This is a genomic window from Flavivirga sp. 57AJ16 (assembly GCF_028736925.1).
Taxonomy (GTDB): domain Bacteria; phylum Bacteroidota; class Bacteroidia; order Flavobacteriales; family Flavobacteriaceae; genus Flavivirga.
The window spans coordinates 174,479-193,213 of the sequence record NZ_JAQZAT010000007.1; the positions used below are offsets into that span (position 1 = coordinate 174,479).

10 protein-coding genes are annotated in these 18,735 nt (G+C 32.6%); 8 read left to right on the top strand and 2 right to left on the bottom strand.

The window, feature by feature from the left end; translation table 11 throughout:
* Positions 1-6 precede the first annotated feature (6 nt).
* The 6 genes from PQO00_RS09695 to PQO00_RS09720 all read left to right on the top strand — a co-directional run bounded on the left by PQO00_RS09695 (position 7) and on the right by PQO00_RS09720 (position 7,060).
* Positions 7-681 (top strand): GDSL-type esterase/lipase family protein, encoded by a 675-nt coding sequence (locus tag PQO00_RS09695; RefSeq protein WP_274184648.1) that lies wholly within the window; start codon positions 7-9, stop codon positions 679-681.
* Positions 682-699: 18 nt separating this feature from the next.
* Positions 700-2,028 carry a sugar porter family MFS transporter gene (locus tag PQO00_RS09700; RefSeq protein ID WP_274184649.1) on the top strand — a complete coding sequence of 443 codons (1,329 nt, stop codon included), beginning with the start codon at positions 700-702 and terminating at the stop codon, positions 2,026-2,028.
* 67 nt (positions 2,029-2,095) lie between these two features.
* Positions 2,096-2,935 carry a T9SS type A sorting domain-containing protein gene (locus PQO00_RS09705; RefSeq protein WP_274184650.1) on the top strand — a complete coding sequence of 280 codons (840 nt, stop codon included), beginning with the start codon at positions 2,096-2,098 and terminating at the stop codon, positions 2,933-2,935.
* A gap of 43 nt (positions 2,936-2,978) precedes the next feature.
* The gene (locus PQO00_RS09710) at positions 2,979-3,887 is read left to right on the top strand and encodes an FISUMP domain-containing protein (protein WP_274184651.1); all 909 of its coding nucleotides are present in this window, start codon (positions 2,979-2,981) and stop codon (positions 3,885-3,887) included.
* A gap of 156 nt (positions 3,888-4,043) precedes the next feature.
* Entirely contained in the window at positions 4,044-5,387 is a 1,344-nt protein-coding gene (locus PQO00_RS09715) for a thioredoxin family protein (protein WP_274184652.1), read from the top strand.
* An 89-nt stretch (positions 5,388-5,476) separates the two neighbouring features.
* The gene (locus tag PQO00_RS09720) at positions 5,477-7,060 is read left to right on the top strand and encodes a sialate O-acetylesterase (RefSeq protein WP_274184653.1); all 1,584 of its coding nucleotides are present in this window, start codon (positions 5,477-5,479) and stop codon (positions 7,058-7,060) included.
* 426 nt (positions 7,061-7,486) lie between these two features.
* Here the strand turns inward: PQO00_RS09720 and PQO00_RS09725 are convergent, their stop codons facing one another.
* Both PQO00_RS09725 and PQO00_RS09730 read right to left on the bottom strand, forming a co-directional pair.
* On the bottom strand, positions 7,487-9,238 hold the full coding sequence (locus PQO00_RS09725; protein WP_274184654.1) for a sugar-binding protein: 1,752 nt from the start codon (positions 9,236-9,238) through the stop codon (positions 7,487-7,489).
* A 359-nt stretch (positions 9,239-9,597) separates the two neighbouring features.
* Positions 9,598-10,773, bottom strand: coding sequence for a cellulase family glycosylhydrolase (locus PQO00_RS09730; protein ID WP_274184655.1), 1,176 nt, complete (start codon positions 10,771-10,773; stop codon positions 9,598-9,600).
* A 261-nt stretch (positions 10,774-11,034) separates the two neighbouring features.
* Here PQO00_RS09730 and PQO00_RS09735 point away from each other — a divergent pair, with 261 nt between their 5' ends.
* Together PQO00_RS09735 and PQO00_RS09740 are read left to right on the top strand one after the other, a co-directional pair.
* Positions 11,035-15,003, top strand: a complete 3,969-nt coding sequence (locus tag PQO00_RS09735; RefSeq protein WP_274184656.1) for a hybrid sensor histidine kinase/response regulator transcription factor — start codon at positions 11,035-11,037, stop codon at positions 15,001-15,003.
* A gap of 714 nt (positions 15,004-15,717) precedes the next feature.
* Positions 15,718-18,732 carry a TonB-dependent receptor gene (locus tag PQO00_RS09740; protein WP_274184657.1) on the top strand — a complete coding sequence of 1,005 codons (3,015 nt, stop codon included), beginning with the start codon at positions 15,718-15,720 and terminating at the stop codon, positions 18,730-18,732.
* Positions 18,733-18,735 lie beyond the last annotated feature (3 nt).

An 18,735-nucleotide genomic window follows, 5' to 3' on the forward strand; every position in this document is an offset into this window, starting at 1 on the left:
GAAAGAATGAAAATTATAAACTCAATTATTTTATTTATGTTCTGTGGTCTATGTATGGCCCAAACACAAAATGTAGAATGGGATAGTACATACAGACCGCGTAGTTATAAACTTCGTGTGGCACAGTTTAACATGTTTCCAAATTCTAATGATGATATTATTTTTTTAGGAAATAGTATTACGGCAGGTGTAGAATGGAAGGAACTTTTGGGGAATTCAAAGGTTCAAAACAGGGGTATATCGGGTGATATTACATTTGGTGTTTTGGAGAGAATAGAAGAGATAGCAGAAGGGAACCCTGCAAAAGTTTTTTTACTTATTGGAATTAATGATGTAGCAAGGAACATACCAGATTCCATAACCTCTACAAACCATTTAAAAATCGTGAGATACCTAAAAACACATGCACCTAATACCAAGATATATTTACAAACGCTTTTACCTGTAAACAAAGATTTTGACAGGCATAAAGCACATTATAACAAAGATGAAAAAATACTTCGTATAAATGAAAAATTAAAACAGATAGCAAAGGAAGAAAATGTATATCTCATCGATTTGTATTCTAATTTTTTGGACGAAGAAGGGAAGTTAGAAGAAAAATATACATATGATGGATTGCATTTAACTGCTGAAGGATACAAGCATTGGGCCTATGTGCTTAGTGGTTATATTGATTGAAATATAAAAAAATATAATATGAATAAAAAAATATTATTGTGGTCCATAACAGCAGCACTAGCCGGTTTTTTGTTTGGATTTGATACTGTGGTAATTTCTGGAGCTGAAAAAAAATTACAAACTTTATGGGAATCTGGCGATATGTTTCATGGTGTTGTTGTTATTGGAATGGCATTATGGGGAACTGTTGTAGGCGCTTTTTTTGGAGGCATACCAACTGATAAATTGGGACGGAAAAAAACTTTGGTTTGGATTGGGGTTCTATATGCCATATCAGCTATTGGGTCTGGTTTGGCAAATGATCCTATCACTTTTGCGATATTTAGATTTATAGGTGGGTTAGGGGTTGGAGCCTCAACTATAGCTGCTCCCGCATATATTTCAGAAATCGCTCCTGCGAAAGATAGGGGGAAATTAGTAAGCTTATACCAATTCAATATTGTATTTGGAATTCTAGTAGCATTTGGGTCTAATTACTTATTAAATGGAGTTGGGGATAACGATTGGAGGTGGATGGTAGGAGTGGAAGCATTTCCTGCAGTAGTTTATACGCTATTGGCTTTAAAATTACCAAAAAGCCCAAGATGGTTACTGACCAAATATAGGGTAGTAGAGGCTCAAGAGGTTTTGAAAATAACCAACCCTAATGAAGATTCGGATAAACTGATTAAAGAGATAAAGAACGAAATGGATAAGACCGTACCCAATGAATCCATTTTTATAAAAAAATATAAATTCCCTGTACTTCTTGCTTTTTTGATTTCATTTTTCAACCAATTATCAGGTATTAACGCTTTGTTGTATTATGCTCCACGAATTTTTACAGAAGCAGGTCTAGAGGAGAGTTCAGCCTTATTGAGCAGTATAGGAGTTGGTGTCACAAATTTAATCTTTACCCTCTTAGGAGTTTATTTAATAGATAAATTAGGAAGAAAGCAGTTAATGTACATGGGATCCATAGCGTACATTATCTCGTTATCGTTAGTCTCTTTGGCATTTTTATTTAATTGGGAAGCTAATTATATTCCAATATTTTTATTTCTTTTCATTGCGGCACATGCCATAGGACAAGGTACTGTTATTTGGGTATTTATTTCTGAGATTTTTCCAAATCACCTAAGAGGTTCTGGGCAGTCATTTGGAAGTTCTGTACATTGGGTTTTAGCTGCTATAGTGCCATCATTGGTTCCAGTATTGTTTTCTACAATAGGAGCCGGAGCTGTATTTGCATTTTTTGCATGTATGATGGTTTTACAATTGATTTTTGTGATTTTTATGATGCCTGAAACCAAAGGAAAGACCCTAGAAGAACTTCAGGGTGTCTTGTTGAAAGATAAGAAATTCTAGAGAGCTATTATTAATAAAACCCTTGTTGGTTTTAAGTTTATTATAAAATGTTAAAAACGATTTGTATATGAAAAAAACAATTATGAACAAGTATATGTGCTTGTTGTTTATTGTAATACCAAGTGGGCTTATAGCCCAAGTGTACGTAGCTAGTGGAGCTGAAATACACTATTCTGGAGGTACTTTTGTGTCTGGTGTTATTAATAATAATAATGGGGGGACATTCTCTATTAGTGAGAATTTTGTGCATGATGATGGAAATTATGTAAATGGACCAGTAGCAATTACAGAAGGGGGAACTTATAACATTTCAATTGGGCCATCTGCGGAATCGAGGGTTCCTAATGTAGTCACTACAGGAGCAGCAACAATATTTTACAGTGCGACTACAGACCCGGCCACAGGACGTAATGAAACGGTAAATCTTGGTGTTCTTAGAATATTGGCAGATAATGAAGTTTATACTTTTACAGGAGATGTATCGACATTTACTGCAACACCTTTATCTGGAACACAGTATAATAGTGAACCAAGTGTTTCTTCGCCTGTAATAGTATATTGGTCTGGAAGCGAATGGAATGATACCCTTTCTGGTGTTGCAAGTTTTGCGGCTCAAACAGCATCTTTAGGTACTGAAGACTTTAATGTAAAAGATTTTGTGTTGTACCCCAATCCAGTAAATAGTTTGACTAATACCCTGAACTACCAGTTGCCCAATGGTATAGAACAATTAAGTATAGATATCTATGATGTTAGAGGTAAAAAAATACAAACCTATTACAATGTGCCTGTAAATATGGGGGTTAACTCTTTAGTGAAACCTAAAGTTGATCAAGGAATGTATTTAATACGATTTAATTTCAATAAAGGACAACAACAGATTATTAAAAAAATATTAATAGAATAATATTAATAACTTAAGAGGTTTTTAAATTAAAAAAACAAGGATAATGAATAAAGTAATTGCAGCCATGTTTATGGCAACAACGTTAACAGCCTTTACCCAAGTGGGAATAGGCACAGAAACTCCACATGCTTCGGCAGCACTAGACGTAAGTTCAACAAATAAAGGTTTTTTGCCACCACGTTTAACAGAAACACAAATGAATGGCATTGTTTCCCCAGCAGAAGGATTAATAGTATTTTGTTCAGACTGTTCCCCAAAAGGCATCTATTTTTATGATGGAACAAGCTTTAAAAGTATTTCAAATACAGGTTCTCCAACCGGTTTGGCTTCAGGTGAAGTATTAAGCACCACAGGTAAAATATGGCTGGATAAAAATTTAGGCGCAATACAAGTAGCTACATCTAGTACAGATTATAATGCGTATGGTGATTTGTACCAATGGGGTAGATCTGCTGATGGCCATCAAGTGGTGGTAAGAGATACTTCTGTATTGCCAAATGATTCTACACCTGCTGCTGGGTCTTCAGGTACAACTACCACGACAGCAACTAGTTCAAACCCTGGTCATGGAGATTACATTCTTACAACAACTGCTACAGATAATAACTGGACAGATTATGCAAGTGAAGATAATTTATGGCAAAATGGAGCTAACGACCCGTGTCCTACAGGTTATAGACTACCAACAGAAGCAGAATTAGGAAATGAAAGATTACAGTTTTCAACTAATGATGCTGCTGGAGCTTTTAACAGCCCTTTAAAATTGCCTACAGCAGGAGCTCGCATATACAATGATGGATTACTTAACAATGTTGGTGTTACTGGTCGTTATTGGAGCAGTACTGTTGATGGCGTTTCATCGCGTAATTTACGTATTACAATTAATGATGCGTATACCTCTAGTTATTCTCGTGCAGCTGGTTTTTCTGTACGTTGTATTAAAGATGAATAAATCAATTTTTATATGATTTCATGAAATGAAATCAGGTATACCATTATTCAATCAAAATAATAATGAACCTTATAGTTATAATGGAGTTAATTAAAATATGATGTGTTGGAATTGTTATTAAATACTATAAAATATAAATAGCAAAGCAATAAGTATATGGAGTTTCATTTTATAATATCATTAATAGTTACATTATCATCGTATGGCTTACCTGATAAAACTTTTTCAGGTAATTTAAAGCATCATACTAATCAAGAAGTCACTTTAACGGGGTTTAATTATTACGAAAGTTATATACTATCAAAAGATACTATAGATAGTAAAGGGTATTTTAATTTAATGTATCCAAAAGATTATAAGGGGATGGCTATTTTAACCACGCAGGACAACAACAGTTTAGTGGTGTCTTTAACCGAACCAAACATAATTTTAAATGGAACACATCTTAGAGAGAGAGATAGTATAAACTTTTTAAACAGTTTTGAAAATAATCAACTTATAGATTTAGCAAACCGTTACAATCTCAACTCAAATATATATAAAGCATGGAGGTATTTACAGCCAATTTATAAAAATAATGAGCTATTACATCAACAACAAGAGGTTTTGGGACTTGTTGAGCAAGAGCTTAGGCGTATAGAAACGGTAGATAAAGAAATTATAGATGAATTACCAAAAGAAAGCTATTTGCGTTGGTTTGCGCCATTACGTAACCTAATTAATGATATGCCAAAAACTGTGTTTAATTATAACGAAAGAATTTCACAGAACATACAACAATTTAGGGAAATAGATTTCAATAATCCTAAATTTAAAACTTCTGGGTTGCTAAAGGAATTAATAGAGGGGCATTATATGTTGATAGAAAACATGGGGCAACCTTTAGATAGTGTTGCTTCTCAAATGAATTTAAGCACAGATTATTTAATTAAAAACTTAGAAGGCAATAAAGCTTTGTTAAATAATATTGCAAATCAATTGTTTAACTATTTTGAAAAGCGAAGTATGTTTAACGCATCTAAGCATTTAGCGGGATCCATGCTGTCAAAAAACCAATGTGATTTAACAGACGGCCTAATAAATAAATTTGAAGCTTACCGTAAATTAAAGGTAGGAAATACAGCCCCGGAAATTATTTTTCCAGACAGCACAAAATTAAGTAACTATAATAAAAATACTTTGTTGGTATTTGGGGCTAGTTGGTGTCCTTCTTGTAAGGAAGATGCATGGAAACTTCTTAATTATTTTGATGGTTGGAAATCTAAAGGTCTGGAGATTATATATATATCAATGGATAGTAATAAAGAACTTTTCCAGACAGCGTATAAAGATGCTCCTTGGCAAACTTACTGTGATTATAAAGGTTGGGAAAGTCAAGCAGTTAAAGATTATCATATAACAGGTACACCGAGTTACTTTTTGTTGGATAAAGAACAAAAAATATTAGTTAAACCAATATCATTAGAACAAGTAGATACTTGGCTTAAGTATAAAATGTGATTTTGGAAACATAAAAAAGTTAAACAAGATTTTTAATTGAGATATTTAAACTATTTCTTAAATACTAGACATAAAATACTATAAATACAATGAAGAAAATATTAGCAATTTTATTAGTTACAGCCCAAATGTCTTATGCACAAATAAGTATTGGAACAATAAATCCGGATCCATCTGCTGTTTTAGAGGTAAATTCTACAACAAAAGGTTTTCTTATTCCAAGAATGACTAAATCACAGATAAATAATATAAGCAATCCCACAGAAGGTTTAATGGTATATTGTACAGATTGTAACCCTAAAGGGATTAATGTTTACATGGATAATACTTTTATAGGCGTTTCAGAAGAACCTACTTTTGAATTGTCTGATTTTCCGGTACAAGGAAAAATCTATAAAAGAGATAAGATAACTAATATAGCACCTATAAATATTGCAGGTAAAATACATTATAATTATGGTGCTAGTAGTGTAATATTAGAGATTTATAGAAATAATGTCCTTCAGTCCACCCAAACGGAAACACTAACGGGCTTGGATTCAAATAATAAATATTCGTTTTCCTTTAGTACTACTATTACCGCAGAATTAGCATCGTACAAATTTGTGCTAAAAACAAATACAGATTTAGTATTAAGAGAAGCATCTGATGTCATGGCTGGAGATATATATATCGTAACTGGTCAATCTAATTCTATAGGCACAAAAAACAACCCAACTAGTAACTCAAATAGTTATGTAAAAACCTTTGGTAGTCCAAATATTTTTACAAACAATTTAAATATTTTAAGTACAAAGGGTATTGGTGATATTGGATTTCATGTAGCAGATCGTATTGTTAATAACGAAGGTATACCTGTGTTGGTATTTAATGGAGGTAGAAGTGGTAGGCCTATTCAATTTTTTCAAAGAAATGATGCCGATAAATATGACTCATCTACAAATTATGGTCTGTTACTAACGCGTTTTGTTAATGCAGGATATTTACCAACAGACGTTACTTCCTTTATTTGGTATCAGGGAGAATCCAATGGAACGGATACAACACTAATAGATTATAATAGTTTATTTAATGAACTGTACAATGATTGGGAAGAAGATTTTAATCCTGATCATTATTATGTAGTTCAAGTGCATAAAGTGGGTTGTGGTATTGATATTACATCAGAAATACCAGAAGCACATAGACAATTAGGGTTGACTTATCCAGATATTACTGTCGTGTCGAGTAATGGTGCTTTACAAGGATCAGACCAATGTCATTATTATGGCACTGATGGTTACGAAACTATTGCTGAGCGTATTTATAACCTTATGGATTATAGGTATTACAATGCTACGGGTACTGCTGGTATATTATCACCAGATGTAACTAATGTTAGGTTTGGAAGCGCTTCAAAAAATACCATTAAATTTGATTTGTTACCAGCAACAGATACTTACACGCTTGGAGGTAATATTAACGACGACTTTTTAATAGAAAACAGCAGCATAACGGTTACTAATGTTAGTATAAGTGGTAATGAAGTTACGTTAACACTATCTGGTACTGTTGGTACATCTAATCCTGAGCTTACATATTTGGGTGAAATACTGAGTGACACCCTTTATATTTTTAATCAAAATAATATAGGGATGTTGAGTTTTAAAGGTATTGCAATTAGTGATTTTTAATGCAAAATTGACATTAACTATTGTTTCAATCTTTGAGGATTTATATAATAAAGAGCATCCATATAGAAGATAAGGATTTTTGCATTGGATGATGGACTACTGCCACCAAGGGAACCCAAAGGAAAAAATAAAGAGCAATTTTTTAGACTAGGGGAATTAGCCGGTATTCCAGAAAATCAGATAAAGAAAACAATTAAAAATATGACGACTCATAAAGATAAGGTGCTGTCACTTATCAATGCCCTATACCTTAATGAAAAAACAAAACGGAATTATACCAAGCTTATCAAACGAGATTAAATTGTCTGTTAACTTTTGCAATCGATTTTTAATATAATATTTCAAAAGCGAATTAAATCATTTCATTAAAAACCCTGAGCATAATAAATGTACCCAGGGTTTTTTTAGTATTAATCTGTATTTAATTTATTTTAATTTTAACGTACTCCAAGTGTAAGACATATTAGCATCCGTATTGGAAATAATATCTTTATAATCTGCATTGCCTTTTTCAGAAAGTTCAACCGTAAAGCCAATACGTGTATTTAAAGCGGGTTTTTCACCAAGTAAAGACCAAGGTATAGCTGTCTCAATTTGGTAGCCTGAAGTAATGTTTTTAGCGTTTAAACTTATACCGCTCGTCTCATTAATAATATTCCAAACCTTATTGTTTCCTTCATAAAAAACAATATTATTATTAGCGGACAAGAAAATTTTATAAATATTTTTTCCTGGCGCTACCAGCGACCTGTTTTTGGTGTCTATATAAATGGTTATACCATCATTGTCTGTAACATTAACATCTTTAACTTTAGAGATCAAATACAAATTATTGTTATCGTAGAAAACATTTGACGTCATATTGGTTAATCCCTTATGTCCTATAAAAATTGGAAAATTATCATTCCATACACTTTCGTTTGTATTGCCATCAACAGTAATTGTAGAATTAGTGGCTTCAATTTCTGGAATAACATAACCTTTGGTCATCCAAACCTCGCTCGAGCTTGTAGGTGAGAATGCGCTTGTTGAAGTTACGGCTATTACAGTATCATTATTAGTTACAGCAATACTATTCCATAACCCAGATGCATTTAAAGGGATATTAAATGGCTCCGTTTTTTTAGTAAAATCATAGGCTTTATCATCACCTATTGTAACTTTCATGACACTATTGGACAGGTCGTTTCCATTACGATTTTCAGTACCTTGATAAGATAAAATAGTTTCACCGGTGCTCAATTGTCTTAAATATGGTGCTCCTGCATAAATAGCATTATCTAAGGTTTCTAGTAAAGCATAATCTCTTTTGTTACTAAATCCATCAACAATACTAGCCCAGTTTTCTGAAACAGTACTTCTAATTGTAAAAGGTTTAAATTTTTGAACAAAATTATCTTCAATTGAAAATACGATGTCGACCCCATTTTTTAATAGAATTGGGGACGGCATGCCGTCACGTTTTCCTATTCTGAAGCTAATTGGTTGTGGACTTGTTGTCCAAGTTAAGCCATTGTCTAGTGACCGAAACAATGAAATGTTTTGTTCATTAGATGTTGTATAAATCCCTTCATTAGAAAAGTATAATTGCACTTCTCCGCTGGGTAGTTGAAGCGCAGATGGTTCCCAGCAACCATCTTCAAAAGTATGGCCAGCCTCGTACAGCAGTCTATCATCCGTCCATGTTGCCCCTCCATCATAACTTTTAATGGTTTTTATGGCGTATTTTTTACTCGTATCCGTGTTGCTTTGTGGTGGTCTTGGGTTGTAACAGACTAAAATACTATCATCATTTAGCTGCAAGATATCTGGTGTTGCCATATTAATGCCATTAATCTTGTTAAAAATGATGGTTTCTGAAGACCAATTGGTTCCCATGTCTGTACTTTTTCTAACAGCTATGTTGCCAGCAGTTTCATATACGGCCATTAAAGAATTATCTTTAAGCTGAATAACTCTAGAGTAAATACCGTTAGAAATTTTTGTCTGTGAACTAAAATCCCAATCAAGGCGAATACCAGATATGGAAGGTTTAGATTCGATATTTTCTATCACTGGATCTGGATCTGGATCCGGATTAGGATTGGGGTCATCATTACTTCCTCCTGAGCAAGAACTCAAATAAAAGCACAAAATAATTAATGCAGTTGCTTTTAATAAAAATTTAATTTTCTTCATAACATTTTTTTAAATAATTGTAGCTTATATGGCAAAATCCTCTTTGGGAAACAAGAAGCTTTTCTGTCTGTATAAATTCAATACTGGTTTTTAACAGGTTTTTCTGAATATTCCATACCATTTTCGGCTTTCACATTGTTAAACCCGGCAGCGGTTATTTCCATTATTTGTTGTACTGCCATGGAGTTATATTTGCAGCGAATGCGCCTTCTAAATAGGCTTTAAAAGCATCATCTGGTATGGCTACAGTTGTGTTTTGAGACCATCCTGAAAGGATTATCAATAATAACTAATAATGCAAATATTTGTAGTTTTTTTCACAACATTTAATTTTAAAATTTAGTTATAGTTGTTATTGTTTAGATTGACTTTTCTATAGATGATATTTGTTTGATGAATGCTGTCTCTTCATTTCTATAGGGCGTACCATCGTTTTGAAACACCTCATGAAACCAAACTTCTGGTTCAGCGGTATAAGTTTTTGTCCAACTATCCCACGGATACTTAGTTTGAGTTTTTCCATCCACTAAGCCCCAATTATACATAGCTACTTTATGTTTTTTGGCAATTGGTAAAAAATCTTGAAAAGTACTTCCGTTTGGTCTCGCCATATATTCAGTACATAGTAAAGGCTTATTATAGCGCAATAGCCAATTGATGCGTTCTTCAAAGGAGTTCCTGTCATCGTAATTGTGAAATGAAATAACGTCAGATTGCTCTATTTGTAATTGTTGTATGGTTGCCAATTTTTCATGAGTAGACCAATCTCCTAGCCAAATACCAGATGTTAATGGTTGTGATGGATTAGATGATCTTGCCCATTCAAAGACACTTGCAAGTAATTTTTCAACTAATTCAACTTTATTGGAGATTTCAATTTTTTCGTAAGATGGCCCGGTCATATTATCTGGTTCATTCCAAACATCCCATCCTAATACCCTGGAATCGTTTGCAAACCTTTTTACTGTTTCTTTTGTATAATCTTCAAGTCTATTATATTGTGTTGTATCTTGTAACACTTTTTGCCCTGGGCTTTGCACCCATCCTGAGTTGTGTACATGTGGTTTAGGAGCACGTTGTTTGCCTAATTCTGGAAAAGGGTCCCAACAAGAATCAAATAATACAAATAAAATTTTCATGCGATGCTTCTCAGCTATCCCTAAGAAAGTATCCATCCTTTTAAAAAAACCTTCTGCATCCTGCATAAATAATAGGTCATGAAGATAAACACGCATAGAGTTCATGCCAATAGCTTCTGCCCATCCTAATTCTTTATCAATTGTTTCAACATCAAAGGTTGTTGCTTGCCACATTTCTAGTTGGTTGATGCTTGTACTTGGATTAAAATTGGCACCTATTAACCAAGGTTGATTGTCATACCAATCGTTGGCTCGTTCTACGCTCCAAACTTTTCTTTCTTCACTTAAATTTGGTGTCTCTGTTTTAGAAACGGCATCTTTTTTAGGTGCATTATTGCAGTTTAGCATAAAAACGCTAAGCATCAAAAAAACTATTTTTAGTGGTGTCTTGTTCATTGTGAATTTATTTTGTTTAAAAAAATCTTGAATTTAAACTGGTGAGTCTGATTCAAGTGATAAAATAGTATCAAACGCTACCATCGCAAATTTCTAGAATTACCCCAAATACCAACTTGGCAATTTGTTCCTTTAATTGGTTTTAATTGTTCAAATTTCCCAATGGAGTTTGATAGTTGGCAACTATTGAACCTATTTGTCGAATGATAACTTATTTTGTCAAAGTATAATTGTTAATTTTAAAAATTAAATATTGAGATTTTGAGAAATTATTTAGTTGCACTTGTTTTATTTGTTTGTTCCTTAAACATGACCTTTGCACAAGATTACTATTTTGAGCACTATCAAGTTGAAAATGGGTTATCGCACAACACGGTGTCTAGTATTTTACAGGATAATTTTGGGTTTATGTGGTTTGGCACTAAAGATGGATTAAATCGTTTTGATGGTTATAATTTTAAACTCTTTCAAAATAATCCAAAAGACTCCACGAGTATAGGTAATAACTTTATACACGCCCTTCACGAATATGATGGTGTGATGTGGGTAGGAACAGATAGAGGGCTTTACAGCTATGATGCTAAATATGAAAACTTTAATAATACTTTTGGAAATGAAGCTCCAGTTACAGAAATAGAAAGTGATGAAGTGGGCAACCTGTGGTTTATAGCAAGAGCAACACTTTCCAAATATAAGGTAGAGACAAAAGAAATTAATACCTACGAACAAGCTCATTTTTTTGAAGCCAACTCAATTTCTGCAAGCAATAAAATGGTTTGGGTATCTTCCTCAAATCAAATTTATAGATATTTACCTAAAAGTAATTCATTTAAGAAATTTGAATTAAACCTTGAGTCTATTGATGAAAAATCATTATTAATTAACAAAATATTTATTGTAAATAATACCACGCTTTTAATTGGAACACAAAATCTTGGCGTTATATCTTATAATATTGAAAGTCAAAAATCCACAAAAGTTTTTGCCAATAAAACACAGCCTGTTTTTGTAAGAAATTTTGTTAAGAAATCAGAAAATGAAATTTGGATTGCAACAGAATCTGGAGTATATACGTACAACATAAAAAGTGGAAAATATCAAGTGCTGGAAAAAAAACATAATGATCCGTATTCACTTTCAGACAACGCAGTATATTCTATTGCTGTAGACAGTGATGAAGGTGTATGGATAGGCACATATTTTGGAGGCGTTAATTACCTGGCCAAAAAATATACACCATTTAAAAAATACTATCAAAAAATAGGTGAAAATTCTATTAGCGGAAACGCTGTAAGAGAGATTCAAAAAGGAAAATTTGAGAATTTATGGATAGGCACAGAAGATGCTGGGCTTAATAAATTCAACATAAAGACCGGAGTATTTACAAATTACCAACCTAATAAATCTTCGGGGTCACTCTCTCATTATAATATACATGCCTTATTACCAAAAGGTAATGAATTATGGATTGGGACCTTTGAACGAGGTCTTGATATAATGGATATAAAGACTGGTAAAATTGCAAAGCACTTTAGTACAAATGAAAGAGAGGGGTCATTGAGCAGCAATTTTATTTATGCTTTGCACGAGACCGTGTCCAAAAAAATTATAATTCTTACTACCCGTGGCATTCAGTATTATGATGCTGAACATAATAATTTTAAGTTTTTAGAGGGCTTTCCAAAAAATTATCACTACACAGCATTTCTTGAAGATACTAATTGTAATTTATGGGCTGGAACTTACAGGGACGGTTTGTATTTTTATAACCCAAAGACAAAAGAAAAACTAGTTTTCAAAGAAAACCTTCAAGATACGCTTAGCATTAGTAGTAGCTCTATTAATGGTATATTTCAAGACGCCAACAAAAACATATGGGTTACAACAGAGAACGGTTTTAACCTATATGACAAGCAAAATAATGGATTTCAATCCTTTTCAACCAATGATGGTTTCCCAAGTAACGTAACGTACTCCATATTAGAAGATAAGCAAAATTATTTATGGATCAGCACTTCAAAAGGATTAGTTGAATTTCATCCAAACTCAAAAAAAATTAAAGTTTATACAAAAGCTAATGGCATTTTAAGTGACCAATTTAACTACAATTCGGCTTATAAGGATTCTATTGGCAATATGTATTTTGGAAGCACAAAGGGAATGATTAGTTTTAACCCAGAGAATTTTAAAAAAAACACATTCAAAGCTCCCATGTTGATTACTGGGTTGCAAATAAACAATCAAGAAGTTCTAGTAAATAAGGAAAAATCTCCCTTAAAGAAATCTATAATTTTAGCAGATAAGATTAAATTATCAAATCAAGAATCCTCGTTTAATTTAGATTTTGCTGCCTTAAGTTTTAGTGCTCCCAAGATGATCGAATATTGGTATAAATTAGAAGGGTTAAATGATAACTGGATAAATTTAAGAAAAAACCATAAAGTATATTTTACCGAGCTGCCACCTGGAAATTATAATTTTAAAGTTAAATCTTTAAACAGTAATGATGTTTGGAGCGAGGAAGCCTCATTGGAAATTGAAGTACTACCAGGTTTTTGGGCAACTAATACGGCTTATTTTATATATTGTGCGTTATGTGTTTTGCTGGTTTTCTTTGGATTGAAATATTACCACTTAAAAAACGAAGAAAAAAACAATCAAACCATAAAGCAACTAAACAATCAAAAAGAAAAAGAAATATATCAAGCTAAAATAGAGTTTTTTACCAATGTGGCCCATGAAGTAAGAACACCTTTAACTTTAATAATAAGTCCTTTAGAAAAAATCATAAATAAGTTCAATCATATCACAGGTCTTCATGATAATCTTTCTATAATGGAAAAGAATACTTCACGACTTTTGGATTTGGTAAATCAATTATTAGATTTTAGAAAAACAGAAATGGAAAGTATTTCCCTAACTTTTACCGAGGTTAATATTTCAGAATTAACTAGAAATACATTTATCAGATTTAGCCAATCCATAAAAGAAAAGAATCTTAATTTTAGTTTAAATTTAGGACAAGAGGATGTTTATGCTTTTGTGGACCTAGAAGCCATTAAGAAAATACTGAGTAACTTATTTAATAATGCTATTAAATATTCAGATAAGCAATTTATTATAAATTTAGTTAGCCATCAAGAATCAATAGAGCTTAGCTTTAAAAATGATGGAGCACTTATTCCGTCATCAATTAAAGAAAAGATATTCGAACCCTTTTATAGAGCTCCTGAAATGGAAAACCAAGCAGGTACCGGAATTGGATTGTCTTTGGCATATTCTCTTGCTGAACTGCATAAGGGTAGTTTAAAGCTTGATACCAGTGATGGGAAAATGAATAACTTCATTTTAACTCTGCCCCTACATCAAGAAAAAGAATTTAAATTTTACAAAAACAATTCCATAGATATATTAGAGCCAAATGATAAAGATACTGATGTATTTAATTTAGAAGATGAAAGTCAAAAAAACACTATATTGTTGGTAGAGGATAATCTTGATTTATTAGATTTTGTTGCAAAAGACTTAAAGGAGCAGTATATTGTTTTTAAGGCAATAAATGCAGAAAAAGCATTACAAATAATTGCAGAAGAAAAAATACAACTTGTTATAAGTGATATTATGATGCCTGGAATGGATGGGTTTGAATTGTGTAAAACAATAAAAACAAAATTAGAGTCTAGCCATATCCCAATCATTCTATTAACAGCAAAAAATACAATGAATGCCAAAATTGAAGGGTTGGAATCTGGAGCAGATGCTTATATTGAAAAACCTTTTTCAGTCGAATACCTAAGAATACAAATAGGTAATTTATTGGAAAACAGAAAAAATATTATGGAATATTATTCTAGTTCGCCCTTGGCTCACATTAGAAGTATAGCACATACAAAAACGGATGAGATCTTTATTAAAAAATTAGATGATGTTATTTTTGAAAATATTGGAAATTATAATTTAAGCGTTGATATTTTGGCAGAAATAATGAACATGAGTCGTTCTACCCTCTATCGAAAAATCAATGATCTATCAAACTTAAGCCCAAATGATCTTATAAACATAGCCAGACTTAAAAAAGCGGCAGAATTGCTTTCTACGGGAGAATTTAAAATATATGAGGTTGCAGAAAGTGTTGGTTTTAAATCTCAAAGTAGTTTTGGAAGAAGCTTTAGCAAGCAATTTAAGATGACTCCTACCGAGTACATGAATTCATTCCATATTAGTGAATGAGGTTCTAACTTAGAATCCAATAATATCAAGCTAAACAGTGCGCCTATTTACAAAAACAAAAGAGGTCTGAAAAGTTCATTCAGAAGGTAACAGCGAAGCTGTAAAGAATCTCTTGAAAACATAATATATTGATTTATAAAACAATAAGTTTGTTTGCTATAGCCTGTACTGAGCGTAGTCGAAGTACTCTGAATGACAAAATATATTACTTTTCAGATAACCTCTTAATTTATTCTAATATTAACTGTTAACCTATTTTAGGATGACTCAAACTTCTTATACCATCACAAGCATATACTTTGGCAATAGCACGCAACTCTGAGTTTGAACCAAAGCTACATGATTCAATATCGCAGATGTTAAATACAACAAAGTCACTGATATTTAAAGTGATTTTTTCAATATAAAATTTACGTGCAACATTGAAAAGTAAGTTGAATTGATTTTACCAATTTGGTTCATGGTTATACATATTGTTTTAAAAAAGCATCAAAAAAAGCATCAAAGCTAAAAAAGAGACAAGTTGAAATGTTTTGAAGAAAAAAAGAAACGATATTCAAGCTGCGCATGTGTTAAGCAATTTACATTTGAATCTTAACACTTTGAAGATATTCATACATCTAAAATGAATATTTATCAAAATAAGACATCATTATTTGATAAATATCAAATTGAAATCGTCAAATAACTAAATAACAATTAAACTAAAAATTTATGAAAAAATTCCTAAAAAAACTGGGCAATTGGTATATCGTTTTACCAATGCTAATGGTTTTTATGAGTCCATATCAAATCATTGGGCAAAACAAAACGAATATTACCGGAGTAGTGAAATCGACTGAAGGCAATATCCCTTTGGCCGGTGTTACTATATTAGAAAAAGGTACAACCAATGGTACGGCAACCGATTTTGATGGAATCTACACTTTAAGTGTTCCTGCTAATGCAACTTTAGTGTTTAGCTATGTAGGCTTTATTACTAAAGAAATTTCGGTAAATGGACAATCTACAATTAATATTCAAATGGCTGAAGATTTAGCCCAACTGGACGAAATTGTTGTTGTGGGTTACGGAACCCAAAGAAAACAAAATTTAACAAGTGCCATTTCCGTAGTGAAATCTGAAGAAATTCAAAAGCGACAAGTAACAACGCTTGCTGAAAGCTTACAAGGTTTAGCAACTGGTGTTAATGTTAGAGGTGGTGGACGTCCGGGGCAAGAAGCTACTATAGAAATAAGGGGGCTTAAAAACTTACAAAGTGCAAATCCATTGTATGTTATTGATGGTTTGATAACAACTGCTAATAGAGATTTTAATCCAAATGATATTGAATCCATTCAAATCCTCAAGGATGCAGCTGCCGCCGCAATATATGGGTCACGAGCCGCAAATGGAGTTATTATAGTGACCACTAAAAAAGGTAAGAAAGGGCCATTGAAAATTGAAGTTTCTTCCAATACCAGTATTACTGAGTTGCCACGTTATGATTTAGCACAAACAGAAGAATTTGCAGCTTTAAATACTATGGCATATGTAAATGCAGGAGAAACACCTCCTAATTTGCAGTTGGAAAATAATACAAATTGGCAAGAAGAAATGTTCCGGACTGGTTTTATTCAGAATCATAATGTGAGTTTTTCTGGCGGTGGAGATAATTCAACCTTTTTTGTGTCCGCTAATTATTTTGGTAATAAAGGAACAGTTATAGACTCAGAATTTAATAGAACATCATTTCGTATAAATACAAGTGGAAAGCGAGGTATTTTTAGTGTAGGTGAAAACATAGCTCTAACTTTTGCTGAAGTCGATGAATATTCTGGTAATCCAATACTAGATGTTGTCCGTATGCTACCAACTATACCTGTTTTAAATCCAAATAATCCAGGAGGTTATGGGTATGGAGAGCAAGGTGTGGCAAATACTTTTGGTACAAACCCAGTAGCTATAAACAATTTAATAGATGTAAGAAATAATAACTTCAGAATCCGAGGGAATTTTTGGGCAGAAATTAATCCAATATCATCTTTAAAATATCGTTTAAACGTTGGTTATGAAACAAGTTTTGATAATAGAACAGAACTTAGAAAAGCAGGTAGTTGGACACTTAATCAACCAATAGCCCTTCCTTACTATAATGAAAATAGGGCAAGATCTCAATCGAAACTTATTGAAAACACACTAAGTTTTGATAAAGAATTTGGTAAACATGAAGTTAAGTTACTTGTAGGACAGACGTATCAATCGGGTGATTATGCACAAATAAATGGTAGTAAAACTAATATTAGTATTAATTCATCAACGGGAGAATATTTCGAAGTATTGGATCAAGCTGGTGATGGGGTTGTTGGAGGCTTTAAAAATGCAACAACACTTATTTCTTATCTCGGACGTTTAGAATATCAATACGATAATAGGTATTTATTGAATGCTGTTTTTCGTAGAGATGGATCTTCAAGATTTGATGATTTAAATAAATGGGGGAATTTTCCATCTTTATCATTGGGTTGGAGATTAAGCAATGAATCTTTCTTCAATGTAGAAGCTATTAGTGATTTAAAAATAAGGGCTAGTTATGGTGAGTTGGGTAGTGGAAATATTGGACCTTATGACTATCAGGGAGTGATTAATACATTTGGAGGAGCTGTTTTTGGAACTAATCAAACAACATATCCATCGGCTACTCAAGTCAGTTTAGCTAATTCTACATTACGTTGGGAAAGACTTATTCAAAAAAATATAGGTGTTGATTTAAGTTTATTTGATAATGCCGTAAATATAACAGCAGAGTATTTTGTAGCAAAAACAGAAGACGTATTATTTGGAACTCCCATATTATTATCTACAGGAAACGATGGTGGGAACCCAATATCTAACGCTGCAACAGTAGAGAACAAAGGCTTTGAATTATCTTTAGGCTATAATAAAAGTTGGAATGAGTTTAAATTTAATGGTTCCATAAATGTAACAACTTTAAGTAATGAATTAATTTCATTAGGTACTGGTTTGAATGAGTTCTTTTCAGGAAATACCATAACAACCGTAGGAGAACCGGTTGGTATGTGGTATGTCTTGCAAACAGATGGTTTATTTCAATCTGATGCCGAGGTTCAAAATTATACAAGTTCAGATGGTACGGTAATAATGCCAGGGGCTCAACCAGGTGATATTAGATTTAAAGACATCAATGATGATGGGCAAATAAATAATGTAGATAAGGAGGTAGTGGGAAGTCCATGGCCAGATTTTACTTTGGGATTAAATTCAAGTGCTTCTTATAAGGGTTTTGAGTTTTCAATGAACTGGATTGGATCATTTGGAGCCACTGTATTTAATAGCTATAGAAGTGTTGTAGATCGATTTGACGATGATACAAATTACAGATCTGGTGTACAACCATGGACACCTGAAAATCCTAATACAAATTTTCCAAGAATAGTTAAATCAACCACATTGAATACTAGAGGAGATACAGATAGATGGTTAGAGAATGGTGATTTTATTAGGTTAAAATATATAGGTTTAGGATATAATTTAAACTCTAACGCTGTTGAAAAATTTGGTATTGATAGTGTAAGATTTACATTGTCAGCTCAAAACATTATCACTATAACAGATTACCAAGGGTTAGATCCTGAGTTTAGTGGACCGAATATTTTTGAAAGAGGCGTCGATGGTTTTGCTTTTCCTAATCTTAAGACCTACTCATTTGGAGTTGAATTTAATTTCTAAAAA

Bases quoted from the DNA above. Each gene is read 5' to 3' on its own strand.
- PQO00_RS09730 (WP_274184655.1), bottom strand. From the start codon at position 10,773: ATGAACAAGACACCACTAAAAATAGTTTTTTTGATGCTTAGCGTTTTT.
- PQO00_RS09710 (WP_274184651.1), top strand. From the start codon at position 2,979: ATGAATAAAGTAATTGCAGCCATGTTTATGGCAACAACGTTAACAGCC.
- PQO00_RS09705 (WP_274184650.1), top strand. From the start codon at position 2,096: ATGAAAAAAACAATTATGAACAAGTATATGTGCTTGTTGTTTATTGTA.
- PQO00_RS09700 (WP_274184649.1), top strand. From the start codon at position 700: ATGAATAAAAAAATATTATTGTGGTCCATAACAGCAGCACTAGCCGGT.
- PQO00_RS09695 (WP_274184648.1), top strand. From the start codon at position 7: ATGAAAATTATAAACTCAATTATTTTATTTATGTTCTGTGGTCTATGT.
- PQO00_RS09725 (WP_274184654.1), bottom strand. From the start codon at position 9,238: ATGAAGAAAATTAAATTTTTATTAAAAGCAACTGCATTAATTATTTTG.
- PQO00_RS09715 (WP_274184652.1), top strand. From the start codon at position 4,044: ATGGAGTTTCATTTTATAATATCATTAATAGTTACATTATCATCGTAT.
- PQO00_RS09720 (WP_274184653.1), top strand. From the start codon at position 5,477: ATGAAGAAAATATTAGCAATTTTATTAGTTACAGCCCAAATGTCTTAT.
- PQO00_RS09740 (WP_274184657.1), top strand. From the start codon at position 15,718: ATGAAAAAATTCCTAAAAAAACTGGGCAATTGGTATATCGTTTTACCA.